This window comes from uncultured Allobosea sp. (assembly GCF_945957345.1).
Taxonomy (GTDB): Bacteria; Pseudomonadota; Alphaproteobacteria; order Rhizobiales; family Beijerinckiaceae; genus Allobosea.
The window spans coordinates 1-12203 of sequence record NZ_CAMFKW010000004.1 but is presented as its reverse complement, the minus strand read 5'-3'; the positions used below and the strand labels follow the sequence as shown (position 1 = coordinate 12203).

Sequence of the window (12203 nt, the reverse complement as noted above, 5' to 3'; positions counted from 1 at the left end):
ATGACATTGTTATCGCATCCGATTTGACCGAAAAGTGGATTCCACTTTTCGGTCCGGTGCCATAGCGGCCTGCGCTCCGGCAAAGCCCCTTTCCGCAAGACCGGACCCCGAGCGGCATCCGCCCGGGGCGCCGGCTTCACTTGATCCGTTCGAGCACGGAAACGTAGTTGGCGACCGCCGCCCCGCCCATGTTGAAGATGCCGCCGAGGCGCGGGCTGTCGAGCTGCATGCCCTCCGGCGCCTCCCCGGCAAGCTGCATGGCCGAGAGCACATGCATCGAGACGCCGGTCGCGCCGATCGGATGACCCTTGGCCTTCAGGCCGCCGGAGACGTTGACCGGCAGCTTGCCGTCCTTCTGCGTCCAGCCTTCCTTGATGGCGCGAGCCCCGTCGCCTTCCTTGGTCAGGCCCATCGCCTCGTATTCGATCAACTCGGCAATGGTGAAGCAGTCATGCGTCTCGACGAAGGAGAGATCGTCGAGCGTGACGCCCGCCTTCGCCAGGGCCTGCTTCCAGGCAAGCGCGCCGCCCTCGAACTTCAGGATGTCGCGCTTCGACATCGGCAGGAATTCCTGGACATGGGCCATGCCGCGGAAGCCGACGGCGCGGCGCATCCTGAGCGCGGTCTCCTCGTCGGCCAGCACCAGCGCCGCGGCGCCGTCCGAAACCAGCGAGCAGTCGGTGCGCTTCAGCGGGCCGGCGACATAGGGGTTCTTCTCGCTCTCTTCGCGGCAGAAGGCGTAGCCGAGGTCCTTGCGCATCTGCGCATAAGGATTCGCGACGCCGTTCTTGTGGTTCTTCGCCGCGATCATCGCCAGCGCGTCGGACTGGTCGCCATGGCGCTGGAAATAGGCGGCCGCGATCTTGCCGAAGACACCGGCAAAGCCCCCCTGAACCTCGCTATCTTCCGGCAGGTAGGAGGCCTTCAGCAGGTTCTTGCCGATCTCGGGACCCGGCGTTTTGGTCATCTGTTCGACGCCAACGACGAGCACGACCTTGGCGTCGCCGGCCTTGATCGCCCGCACGCCCTGATGCACCGCGGCCGTGCCAGTGGCGCAGGCGTTCTCGACGCGGGTCGTCGGCTTGAAGCGCAGCGCCGGATCGGCCTGCAGCACCAGCGACGCCGTAAAGTCCTGCGCCGAGAAGCCGGCGTTGTAATGGCCGAGCACGATCTCGTCGACCTCGTCGGCGGTGATGCCGGCATCGACCAGGGCCTCGGTCGCCACCCGCACGATCAGGCTTTCGACGGTCTCGGCATCTTGCTTGCCGAACGGTGTATGGGCCCAGCCGACGATCGCAGCGCTCATGGCGAAATCTCCCTTACTGTGCAGCTACACGTTATTTTGGCAGCCCGCCGCCATCGGGCAAGCCGGTATCCGCGCATGGTGGCCGTGCATGGATCGGCTGGCGGGCCTGTGCTTTCAGAACTAGCCGCCCCGCCGGCTCACCGCAACGCCAGCGAGAGCAGCAGCCCGACCCCGCCGACGATCATCGCCATGCCCAGCATCTCGCGTCGGCTCGTGCCTTCCGCGAAGAGCTTCCGTGAGGCGATCTGTGCCAGCGGCACCTCGATCAGAGCCAGCGTGCGGACGTTCGCGGCCGTCGTCAGCGAAAAGCCGATGAACCAGAACTGCGAGGCGGCAGCGCCGAGGAAACCGGCCGAGAGCGAGCGGCGCCAGCTCTTCAGGCTGAGCATCAGCGCCCGCCGGTCAGCGATGAGCATGTAGACGACCAAAAGCAGGGTCTGGAGCCCGAGGCCGAGCACGAGGATGGTCGAGGCGCGGATCAGGAATTCGCCCTCCGGCAGCGCCTGGATGCCGCCGCGGAAGCCGATTGCGGAAAGCGCGAAGAAGGCGCCGGACACGATGCCGAGCACAGCCGGTCGCAGGCCGGCACGGGTCAGTTTCTCGCCGGGCTTCCAGGACACCACGATCACGCCGGCAGTGGCGATGGCGATCGCCAGGAATTTCATCGGCGTCAGTGCGTCGCCGAGCAGCGCCGCGCCGAACAGCGCGACTTGCACCGGCTCGGTCTTGGTATAGGCGGTGGTAACCGCGAAGGAGCGCTCGCGCATCGCCGCCAACATCAGCGCAGTGGCGGCGATCTGCGTCAGCGCGCCCCAGAGCGTATAGCCGAGCGAGGCCATGCCGATCGCCGGCGGGAGACGTTGCAGGCCAAGGGAAGCCAGCGCCAGGAAGAGCATCGCGAAAGGCAGGCCGAACAGGAAGCGCACCTGCGTCGCGCCGACGACGCCGATGGTTTCGGTGAGCGAGCGTTGCGCCAGATTGCGCGCGGTCTGCAGGAGCGAGGCGGCGATGGTCGCCGGGATCCAAAGAAGGCCGAAAGCCACGCGACAAAGCCTCGGAAAAGCGGAAGATACCCTTGCTTGTGAACCGGCCGCCGCGGCTAGGCAAATCGCTCGGCAAGGGGTAGGTATGCGTTCACGGGCGGGCGACTTTAGCGGCCGTCTCGAAATTGCCGCATGCGTCGCGTTGAACCCTGCGCCGTCATACCCGCAAGACGCTACCCGCCCGTTCCGAGCAAGACAGGTTCAGACCCGCCCGATGATCGCTCCCCGCCTCGCAGCCGTCCTCGCTCTCGGTGCCGTCCTGACAGGGCCGGCTCATGCCGGAACCAGCGTCGTCATCGACGCTTCCAGCGGCGCCGTGCTGTCGAGCGAGAACGCGACGCAGGCCTGGCGCCCGGCCTCCACGACCAAGATGATGACGATCTATCTCGCGCTGAAAGCGGTGCGGGAAGGACGCCTCGGGCTGGAGACCGCGATTCCCGTCTCCAAGCTCGCCGCCAGCCAACCACGGGTGAAGGTCTACGCCCGGCCGGGTTCGGAGATCACGCTCGACAACGCGCTGCGCATCATGATGGTGAAATCGGCCAACGACATCGCCTATGTCGTCGCCGAGGGTGTCGGCGGCGACGTCCCGACCTTCGTCGGCATGATGAACGCCGAAGCGCAGCGCCTGGGGATGCGCGACACTCGCTTCGTCAACCCCAATGGCTGGGACAATCCGGACCAGCAATCCAGCGCCCGCGACCTCGCCGTGCTTGCCATGGCGCTGATGCACGATTTCTCTGATTATTCCGACTACTGGAACACCTCGGCCGTGCAGCTCGGCAAGCAGGTGATGCACAACACCAATGGGCTGGTCGGGCGCTATTCCGGCATCGGCGGCATGAAGACCGGCTTCACCTGCGCCTCCGGCTTCAACGTGGTCGCGACCGCAAGCCGCGGAGGCCGCACGCTGATCGCCGTCGTCATGGGCTCGCTCTCCGGCACCGACCGGACGGTCAAGGCCGCCCAGCTGCTCGACCAGGGTTTCGCCTCCTGGGGTGGCGCCGGCTACAGCGTCGCCTCGATGCCGCCAAGCGGCACCCGCGCGCCCAATATCTGCGACGACGTCCGCCATCGCGGCGGCGGCACTGCGCTCGCCGACGATGCCGACGCTGCCGGACCGATCGCAGCGGCGCCAATCCCCAGCCGTGATGCCGATGATGGCCGCTTCCCGGTCTATACGACCCAGTCGGCCGGCACGCTCGCCACGCGCTCGCCACGCGGCCGTATCACGCTCGGCCCGCGCGCCGAGGTGACGCCGGTGCAGGTCTCCTTCGGTCGCACCGCAGGCTCGGCCGGGGCACCTCTCGCCGCCAATGCCACGGCGCAGCCTGCCTCGCGTGTCGCCCGCGGCACGCCGACGATCGAGCCGGAAGCGCCGGTCGCCGCCGGCCTCGCCCTGCCGCCCACCCGCCGCACGGCCTCGAGCAACGGCGCGATCCCGCGCGGCACTACTGCCTTCGCGCCGGCCAATACGCCGGTCCAGCCCTCCAGCGATGCCTTCGAAGGCGGCCCGCTGCGCCTCCAGGGTTCCGTCCAGCCCGGCGCCGCCAATGCCGCGAGCCTGCGCCCCGCCGCCGCCGCCGGCATCAAGCCGGCCGCACGCAATGCCAGGCCCGACAAGGCGCAAGCCGCCGCCAAAGCCCAGCCGACGAAGGCCGTGCCCCTCAAGACCCCGCCGGTTCGCACCGCCCCTGCCAAGCCCAAACCTGCCGAAGCCGCCGTGAAGCCGTCGGCTGGAAAGCCTGGCGCCAAGGCCAAGCCCGCCAACGACGCCTGAGGCCGGCTTGAACCCAGGCAGCCCCGATCGGGACCAAGCCAGTCAACGCCAGGGGCTCGCCCTGGCCCTGGCTTCCGCCGCTGCCTTCGGCACCAATATCGTCAGCGCGCAGATCGCCGGCCAGGCTGGCCTGAGCGGCCCGCTGCGGGTCTTCTATCGCGTGCTGCTGATGCTCCTTCTGGTCGGCGCCGCCGCCTTCATCTGGCGCGGATCGCTGGTCCTGCGGCGCGGCGAGCGCCAGCCCGTCCTGCTCTTCGGCCTGGCGACGGCGCTGGTCGGCATCGCCTATCTCTCGTCGGTCGCCTTCGTCCCGGTCTCGGTCGCGGCGGTGGTGTTCTATACCTTTCCAGTCCTGATCGTGCTGGCCGAACCGGTGCTGACCCCGGCTCCCTTCCGGGCCGATAGACTCGCGGTCGCGCTTGCAGCCTTTCTCGGCATCGCGCTCGTAGTCGGGCCTGACCTGCATGGTCTCGATCCGCGCGGCCTTGCGCTCGCCATGCTGGCGAGCCTCAGCGCGACCGCGCAGTTCTTCGCTGCCGCCCGTTGCAAGGAAACGCCGACACTGCCGAAGCTGTTCTGGTCGCATGTCGTCATCCTGCCAGTCGCGGCACTGGTGCTGCTGGCCACAGGCGGCTTTCTGCCGCCCCAGACCTTCCTGCTCTCCCCTATCGCAGTCACCATCACCTATGGCGGCTATATCGTCGGCTTCCTGTTCCAGATCCTGGCGCTCGCCCGCGTCGCACCCGGCCCCGCCGGTCTCGCCTTCTGCGCCGAGCCGGTCTTCGCCGTCATCATCGCGGCCGTGGTGCTCGCCGAGCGGCTGGGCCCGCTGCAATATGCCGGCTGCGCCCTTGTCATCGCCGCCATCGCCACTAATGTAATATTAGAACAAACGAGGCGGAGCGTCGTGCCTGCCTAGATCATCCCGCTCCTTCGGGGCGGAGAAGATGATCGATCTCTTTGATAGGACATCGGATTGATCCGATGTCCTAGAGGCTCTGCGATCCATGACCGGCGACCCTGCCCGCCCCCTCCCTATCCCGCTGACCCTGCTCACCGGCTTCCTCGGCGCGGGCAAGACCACCTTGCTGAACCGCCTGCTGAAGGATCCTGCGCTGGCCGGCACGCTCGTGCTCGTCAACGAATTCGGCGAGATCGGCCTCGACCACCTGATGATCGAGGGAGTCGAGGAGAACATGATCCTCCTCGAATCCGGCTGCCTCTGCTGCACCATCCGCGACGACCTCATCGTCACGCTGGAGGACTTGCTGCGTGCGCGTGACAACGGCCGCATCGCCCCCTTCTCGCGGCTGGCTATCGAGACGACGGGCCTCGCCGATCCCGCCCCGATCCTCAACGTCCTGATCAACCACCCCTATCTCGCCATGCGCTTCCAACTCGACGGCGTCGTCACGTTGGTCGATGCGGTGAACGGCATGGCGACGCTCGATGCGCATGAGGAAGCGCGCCGGCAGGTCGTCGCCGCCGACCGGCTCGTCCTGACCAAGGCCGAGCTCGCCACATCCGAAACCGTGATCGCCGTGCGCGAACGCCTCCACGGCCTCAATCCCGGCATCGCGATCCTTCGGCCGGACGCCTCCTCCGCGGACCTGATCGGCGCCGGCCTCTACGATCTCGCAAAGCAGCCCCATGCCCTGCGCCATTGGCTGGCCGAGGACGCTCTGCCTGGCCATCATCACCACGATCACGGCCACCATCATGGCGATCACCATCATCATCACCCGCACGACCATGCCCATGGGCAGGAGCCGCATGACGTCAATCGCCACGACGCCTCGATCCGCGCCTTCGTCCTGACCGCCGATCAGCCGGTCGCGCGGACCACCTTCGAGCTGTTCTGGACCCTGCTGCGCTCCATCCACGGCCCGCGCCTGCTGCGCTTGAAGGGGCTGGTGGACGTCGCCGGCGAGCCCGGCCGGCCCTTGCTCGTCCATGCCGTCCAGCAGATCCTGCATCCGCCGATGCAGCTCGATGCCTGGCCGGATTCGGACCACCGCTCGCGCCTCGTCCTGATCGTCAAGGACATCGAAGAGGACACTGTGCGCAAGCTCTGGTCGGCCTTCCTCGGCAAGGTATCCGCGCAGCCGCAAACCGCCTGATCGGCCCGCGCATGCGCGGTAGATCCGGCGGGCTCTGTTCAGGCCTCGGCCCGCAGCAATCGGCGGATGATCTTGCCGGTCGTCGTCAGCGGCAACTCGTCACGGAACGCGATCTCACGCGGATATTCATGGGCCGACAGCCGCGCCCGCACGAAGCTCTGCAGCTCCGAGACCAGGGCCTGCGAGCCGTCCCGCCCCGGTTTCAGCACGACGAAGGCTTTGACGATCTCGGTGCGCAGCGGATCGGGCTTGCCGACAGCCGCTGCCAGTGCCACCGCCGGATGCCGCAGCAGGCAATCCTCGATCTCGCCCGGCCCGATGCGATAGCCCGACGAGGTGATGACATCGTCGTCGCGGCCCATGAAGCGGACATAACCGTCCTCGTCCTGCACGCCCTCGTCGCCGGTCGTCATCCAGTCGCCGATGAATTTCGCCGCTGTCGCCTCCGGATTGCGCCAATATTCCAGGAACATCACCGGGTCGGGCCGGCGCACGGCGATCTGCCCTTCTTCGCCGGCAGGGCAGACCGTGCCGTCCGGCCGGATGATCGCGACCTCATGGCCGGGCACCGCCTTGCCGATCGCGCCGGGACGGCTGACGCCGAGAGCGGCGCTCGACGCCAGCACGAGATTGCACTCGGTCTGGCCATAGGCCTCGTTGATCGTGAGGCCGAGCGCCTCGCGCCCCCATTCCAGCGTCTCGGCGCCGAGCGCCTCGCCAGCCGCCGCGACCGTGCGCAGGTTAAGATTCCAGCGCCCCTGCGGGCTGCCCGCGCCGCGCATCATCCTAAGCGCGGTCGGCGGCACGAAAGCGTTGCGGATGCCGAGATCCTGGATCAGCCGGTAGGCCTCCTCCGGCTCGAAGCGTGTCACCGGCCGCGCCACCACGGCGACGCCGAAATGCAGCGCCGGCAACAGCATGTTGAGCAGCCCGCCGGCCCAGGCCCAGTCGGCCGGCGTCCAGGCGAGATCGCCCGGCTGCGGCATGAATTCATGCGGCATCTGCACGCCCGGCAGATGGCCGGGCAATACGCGGTGCCCGTGCAGCGCGCCCTTCGGATTGCCGGTCGTGCCCGAGGTATAGATCATCAAGGCCGGATCGTCCGGCGTGGTGTCGACGGCCGTGAAATCCGGGCTGCCCTCCGCCAGCAACGCGTCCCAGCCCTCCACCGAGCCATCGGCGCCGTCGGTGGAGATGCATGAGCAGAGTTCGGGCAGGGGCTGCGTGATCTGGCCGAGCTTCGCCAGCCCGCCGGCATTGGTCACCACGACTTTCGCGCCTGAGTCGGCGAGGCGATAGGCGAGCGCATCGACGCCGAACAAGGCCGCCAGCGGCACCGCGATCGCACCGAGCTTGTAGGCGGCGAGATGCGCCGTCAGCACCGCCCGCCCCTGCGGCAGCAGGATGGCGATGCGGTCGCCGCGGCCGACGCCGCGCGCCCGCAGCGCATTGGCCAATCGGTTGGAATGCTCGCGCAGCCAGCCGAAGCTGACCGGGCTCACCTGCCAGTCCGTGGAGACTTCGATGATCGCGGGCCGGTCAGGCTCGACCGCAGCCCAGCGGTCGCAGACGTCGATGGCGATGTTGTAGCGATCCGGAATGCGCCAGCGGAAGCCCTCGCGTAGGGCGGCGTAATCGGTCAGGTCTGGCAGGATCAAGATAGGTGTCCGATGGGAGGCGCGGCACGATAGGCAGGCCGCTCCCCCCTGTCACCCGCATCTTGCGTATCATCTCCCAGCGTAACGATGCGCTCAGAACATGCGTTCGCCCGCCGGGGGGAGGAATGCGTCGGTGAACGCATCGCCCGCCCGCGCCTTGTCGCGGAAGTTCCCGGCCAGGGCGAGCTGGTCCAGCGCCTGGGCCCAGCGCTCGCGATCGACCCCGCCCAGGCCATGCGCCCGGACATACGGGGTCAGGATGTTGCGCTCGGTCACGGCAACGAGCTTGTCGCGCTCGACATCGGCCTGGGCGTTCTCGTTGCGGCGCAGGACCAGTTGTGCGGCGGCAGCGGGGTTGACGACGGTGTCCCGGATACCGCGCATCACAGCGCGTACGAGCCCGCGCACCGCATCCGGCTTGCTCGCGATCAGCTTGCCGGAAACGATCACGGCGCTGCCATAGAGCACGAGCCCATGCTCGGCCATTTCCATCAGCACGATATCGTCGCCCGGCACGCCGCGCGCCCTGAGCGAGACGGCGGTCGACGGACCGAAGGCGAAGAGCGCATCGATCTCGCCCGAGGCCAGCATCGGCTCGCGGACCGGCAGGCCGATCGTCTCGATCTTGATCTTGCTGTCGTCGATCTTGTTGAGGCTCTTGAAGAGCGGCCATTGCGCGAAGCTGGCATCGATGCTCGCCGCGCCGAGCTTCCGGCCCTCAAGGCTCGCTGGCGCGGTCGTGACGCCTCGACTCTTGCGGCCGACCAGGGCATAGCCCGGCCGGTCGTGAATGATCATCACCGCCTTGAGATCGGCGCTGGGATTCTCGTCGCGGAACCGGATGAGCGCGTTGATGTCGCCGAAACCGGCATCCTGCGCGCCCGCCGCCAGGCGTTGCAGCATGGCGCGCGCGCCGTTGCCCGGCTCGATCACGACATCGAGCCCCTCGCCGCCGAAATAGCCCTTGTCCTGCGCTGCCAGGAACGGTGCCGTCAGCGCGTCGAAACGACGGTCCAGCGCGAAGCGGACGGGCGTGTTGCCCTCCGCATGAACCGCCCTGCTCCCGGCGAAACACGCCGCCGCAGCCCCGACCGCGAGCTGCCCGAATCCGCGGCGGCTCAGCATGAAGGAACGAGAGGGCGAAGCGATCGGCATGTCCAGCCTCCGGGCGCCTTGCTGGCTTGAGCACGGCACATCCGTGCGTCCAGTCTTCCTGACATCATAAGATGTTGAAATGCCGTCAACGAGACGGAAGTTCCGTTACAATTTCAGATCGTGGCTGGCTCTTGCCTCGTCGTTACGGGGAAGCCCGTGCCAGTCTCGCAGCGGATCGGCCTCGGCTCCTCCTGCAAACGAACGAGGGGCCGCAAGGCCCCTCGTCGCACGGCGTCATTTCGGATGGAATGCCCTCAGGCGGCGCGATAGCGCGCCAGCCAATGCGCATAGGGCGGCGGCAGGGTCGCCCAGGCCGGGTTCTCGACGCCGAGCGCCTGCGCCGCGGCATAGGGCCAGTGCGGATCGGCCAGGAGCGGCCGGCCGAGCGTGACCAGATCGACCTTGCCCTTGCGGATCAAGGCATCCGCCTGCTCGGGCTTGCTGATATACCAGCTCGTCGAGGCCGGCAGGCCTGTCTCGCGGCGCACCCGCTCGGCGACGGGCGCAAGGAAGGCCGGCCCCCACGGGATCTTCGCCTCGGTGGTCGAGAAGCCGACGCTGACATCGATGAAATCGAGCCCCTCGTCCTTCAGGCGCTTCACCAGCGTGATCGCCTCGGCGAGCGTCTCCTCGTCGCGTCCGTCATATTCGATCACGCCGAGCCGGGCAGAGAGCGGGCGGTTCTCCGGCCAGACCTTGCGGACGGCGGCCAGCGTCTCGATCAGGAAACGGCTGCGATTCTCGAAGCTGCCGCCATAGGCGTCTTCGCGCTTGTTGGCATGGGTCGAGAGGAAGCTCTGCGCGAGATAGCCATGGGCGAAATGCAGCTTCAGCCACTCGATGCCGATATCGCGGGCACGCTCCGCCGCCGCGACGAAATCGTTCCGCACGCGCTCGATATCGGCCGTGGTCATCGCGCGCGGCACGCGCGGCAGCCCGCCGCCATGCGCCACCGCAGACGGCGCGATCGTCTCCCAGCCGCGTTCGTCATTGGCAGGGATATGGTCGTCGCCTTCCCAGGGCAGGTTGGCGCTGGCCTTGCGCCCGGCATGGCCGATCTGGATGCCGGTGACGGCGCCGGCCTTGCGCATCTCGGCGACGATCGGCGCCAGCGCCTCCGCCTGGCCGTCGTTCCAGAGTCCGAGGCAGCCGGGCGTGATCCGACCCTCCGGTGAGACGCCGGTCGCCTCGATCACGACGAGGCCCGTGCCGCCCCGTGCCAGCCCGGCGAGATGGGCTCGGTGCCATTCGTTCGCAACGCCGTCCTGCGCCATGTACTGGCACATCGGCGAGGCGACGATGCGGTTGCGAAGGGTGACGTCCTTCAGGCTGAAGGGATCGAACAGGCCAGGCATGATGCGGCTCCGTGCAGGTGGGTCTTTATGTTTCGATAGTTCGATATTTTTCGAACTTTGGCAAGTTCAAAACCCTGTGATAGGCTGTCGTTCATGCGCCACGCCCGCCTCCCCGCCTCCGAAGAGATCGCGCTCGAAGACGTCTTCCACGCGCTGAGCGACCCGTTCCGGCTCGAAGTCGTGCGCCGGCTCGCGACCGATGGCGAGCAGAGTTGCCAGGCGCTGGAAGGCGACCGGCCGAAATCCAGCGTCTCGCATCATTTTCGCGTGCTGCGCGAGGCCGGCCTGATCCGCACCCGGAACGAGGGCGTGACCCGGATGAACGCGCTGCGCCGCGACGATATCGAGCAGCGCTTCCCCGGCCTGCTTGCCTGCGTCGTGCCGAAGCAGGGCGATTGACACTCCACCTGTTCCGCTTCGCCCATCGCCACCCTATGCTCGCCCAATGAGCCTCCCCTACCGCCCCAATGTCGGCATCGCCCTGTTCAACGCGCAGGGCCTTGTTTTCACCGGCCGCTCGCATAGCGCCGGCCCCGAGATCGTCCTGCCCGGCTTCGACTGGCAGATGCCGCAAGGCGGCATCGACCCGGACGAGGACATTGTCGCCGCCGCCCGTCGCGAGCTGGAAGAGGAAACCGGCGTTACGCAGGCGGAGCTGCTCGCAGTGACCGATGAGTGGTGGAGCTACGACTTCCCACTCTATGACGGTCCCTGGCACAAGCTCGTGGCCTTCCGCGGCCAGCGCCAGCGTTGGGTCGCCTTCCGCTTCACCGGCAGCGAGGAGGCAATGGATATCGGCAAGCCCAATGGCGACGAGCCGCCGGAGTTCAGCGAATGGCGCTGGAGTCCGCTCGCGGACATGCCGGGCCTGATCGTGCCGTTCAAGCGCCCGGTCTACGAGAAGGTGGCGCAGGCCTTTGCCGCCTTCGCTTCTCCCATCACCAAGGAAGGAAGAGCGGGATGAGTCTCGTCGAGCTCGACCATTCCGTAATCCATGTCTCGGACTGGGAGCGCTCGAACGCCTTCTACCACGACGTCATCGGCGCCGAGATCATCGCGATCGGCAACGGCTTCGCCTGCCGCATCGGGCGCGCGCAACTGAACTGCCACGGGCCGGGTGTCGATGGGACCCCGGTGGCCCGCCTGCCGGTGCCGCCGGGCGGCAGCGACCTCTGCTTCGCCTGGTCCGGGCCGATCACTGAGGCGATCACCCATCTCGAACGGCAGAAGGTCGCGATCGAGCTCGGGCCGGTGCAGCGCTTCGGCCGCGGCGGCCATGGCATCAGCGTCTATTTCCGCGATCCCGACGGTTCGCTGCTGGAATTCATCAGCTACGCATGAAAAAGGGCCGCTCACGCCGCCCTTTCCAAATTCCGAAGCTGTCAGGCGGATCAAGCCGCCTTGCGCTGCTCGAAGACGTGCTTGAACTCGCGCAGCTGAACCAGCGTGTCCTGCAGGCGCTTCTTCTCGTCGTCATTATGCGAACCGGCGAGACGGGTCTCGGCGGTCAGGATCTCAGCGTCAAGAACGGCGGTATCGACATCTTCGAGAAAGCGGCCCTGCTCGGCCAGGATCGTCGTCGTGGCCTGGTTGACCTCGACGAGGCCGCCATTCACGAAGAATTCCTTGCCATTGCTCTCGGTCGTCTGGACGAAGACGATACCGGCCTTGAGCGTCGCGACGAGCGGCGCGTGGCCCGCGAGCACGGTCATCTCACCCTCGACCGAGGGAACGATGACGCTGACGACGTCGCCCGAGAACAGGATGCGCTCCGGCGAGACGAGTT

The 12203-nt window shown here is 67.5% G+C and carries 12 protein-coding genes; 6 read left to right on the top strand and 6 right to left on the bottom strand.

What is annotated here, in order from left to right; all coding sequences use genetic code 11:
* Positions 1–136: 136 nt before the first annotated feature.
* Positions 137–1306, bottom strand: coding sequence for an acetyl-CoA acetyltransferase (locus tag Q0Q36_RS02725; RefSeq protein ID WP_293795331.1), 1170 nt, complete (start codon positions 1304–1306; stop codon positions 137–139).
* 137 nt (positions 1307–1443) lie between these two features.
* A complete protein-coding gene (locus Q0Q36_RS02720) occupies positions 1444–2349 on the bottom strand; it encodes a DMT family transporter (RefSeq protein ID WP_293795329.1) in 906 nt (301 codons plus the stop codon).
* A 214-nt stretch (positions 2350–2563) separates the two neighbouring features.
* On the opposite strand from Q0Q36_RS02720, the gene Q0Q36_RS02715 reads away from it, so the two are divergent.
* The 3 genes from Q0Q36_RS02715 (at position 2564) to Q0Q36_RS02705 (ending at position 6249) form a co-directional block, all read left to right on the top strand.
* Positions 2564–4129, top strand: a complete 1566-nt coding sequence (locus Q0Q36_RS02715; protein ID WP_293795328.1) for a serine hydrolase — start codon at positions 2564–2566, stop codon at positions 4127–4129.
* Between the two features lie 7 nt (positions 4130–4136).
* Positions 4137–5048, top strand: a complete 912-nt coding sequence (locus Q0Q36_RS02710; RefSeq protein WP_293795327.1) for a DMT family transporter — start codon at positions 4137–4139, stop codon at positions 5046–5048.
* A gap of 88 nt (positions 5049–5136) precedes the next feature.
* A complete protein-coding gene (locus Q0Q36_RS02705) occupies positions 5137–6249 on the top strand; it encodes a GTP-binding protein (protein WP_293795326.1) in 1113 nt (370 codons plus the stop codon).
* A gap of 38 nt (positions 6250–6287) precedes the next feature.
* Here Q0Q36_RS02705 and Q0Q36_RS02700 read toward each other — a convergent pair whose 3' ends face one another.
* The 3 genes from Q0Q36_RS02700 to Q0Q36_RS02690 form a co-directional block, all read right to left on the bottom strand.
* Positions 6288–7904: an AMP-binding protein gene (locus Q0Q36_RS02700; protein ID WP_293795539.1), complete on the bottom strand. Its 1617-nt coding sequence runs from the start codon at positions 7902–7904 to the stop codon at positions 6288–6290.
* Between the two features lie 96 nt (positions 7905–8000).
* Entirely contained in the window at positions 8001–9062 is a 1062-nt protein-coding gene (locus Q0Q36_RS02695) for an ABC transporter substrate-binding protein (RefSeq protein WP_293795325.1), read from the bottom strand.
* Positions 9063–9316: 254 nt separating this feature from the next.
* A complete protein-coding gene (locus tag Q0Q36_RS02690; protein WP_293795324.1) occupies positions 9317–10417 on the bottom strand; it encodes an NADH:flavin oxidoreductase/NADH oxidase in 1101 nt (366 codons plus the stop codon).
* Between the two features lie 93 nt (positions 10418–10510).
* Between Q0Q36_RS02690 and Q0Q36_RS02685 the strand changes: the two genes are divergently transcribed.
* Genes Q0Q36_RS02685 through Q0Q36_RS02675 form a run of 3 tightly spaced genes read left to right on the top strand, consistent with a single transcriptional unit; the run spans position 10511 to position 11758 of the window.
* Positions 10511–10816 (top strand): helix-turn-helix domain-containing protein, encoded by a 306-nt coding sequence (locus Q0Q36_RS02685; protein WP_293795322.1) that lies wholly within the window; start codon positions 10511–10513, stop codon positions 10814–10816.
* Positions 10817–10862: 46 nt separating this feature from the next.
* Positions 10863–11381 (top strand): RNA pyrophosphohydrolase, encoded by a 519-nt coding sequence (locus Q0Q36_RS02680; protein ID WP_293795320.1) that lies wholly within the window; start codon positions 10863–10865, stop codon positions 11379–11381.
* Positions 11378–11758: a VOC family protein gene (locus Q0Q36_RS02675; protein WP_293795318.1), complete on the top strand. Its 381-nt coding sequence runs from the start codon at positions 11378–11380 to the stop codon at positions 11756–11758. Before Q0Q36_RS02680 ends, Q0Q36_RS02675 begins: the two co-directional genes overlap by 4 nt.
* Positions 11759–11808: 50 nt before the next feature.
* Here the strand turns inward: Q0Q36_RS02675 and atpC are convergent.
* The coding region (gene atpC / locus Q0Q36_RS02670) for an ATP synthase F1 subunit epsilon (RefSeq protein ID WP_293795317.1) at positions 11809–12203 on the bottom strand (395 nt) is incomplete at its 5' end.

Bases quoted from the DNA above. Each gene is read 5' to 3' on its own strand.
- Q0Q36_RS02725 (WP_293795331.1), bottom strand. From the start codon at position 1,306: ATGAGCGCTGCGATCGTCGGCTGGGCCCATACACCGTTCGGCAAGCAA.
- Q0Q36_RS02680 (WP_293795320.1), top strand. From the start codon at position 10,863: ATGAGCCTCCCCTACCGCCCCAATGTCGGCATCGCCCTGTTCAACGCG.
- Q0Q36_RS02690 (WP_293795324.1), bottom strand. From the start codon at position 10,417: ATGCCTGGCCTGTTCGATCCCTTCAGCCTGAAGGACGTCACCCTTCGC.
- Q0Q36_RS02685 (WP_293795322.1), top strand. From the start codon at position 10,511: ATGCGCCACGCCCGCCTCCCCGCCTCCGAAGAGATCGCGCTCGAAGAC.
- Q0Q36_RS02675 (WP_293795318.1), top strand. From the start codon at position 11,378: ATGAGTCTCGTCGAGCTCGACCATTCCGTAATCCATGTCTCGGACTGG.
- Q0Q36_RS02705 (WP_293795326.1), top strand. From the start codon at position 5,137: ATGACCGGCGACCCTGCCCGCCCCCTCCCTATCCCGCTGACCCTGCTC.
- Q0Q36_RS02715 (WP_293795328.1), top strand. From the start codon at position 2,564: ATGATCGCTCCCCGCCTCGCAGCCGTCCTCGCTCTCGGTGCCGTCCTG.
- Q0Q36_RS02695 (WP_293795325.1), bottom strand. From the start codon at position 9,062: ATGCCGATCGCTTCGCCCTCTCGTTCCTTCATGCTGAGCCGCCGCGGA.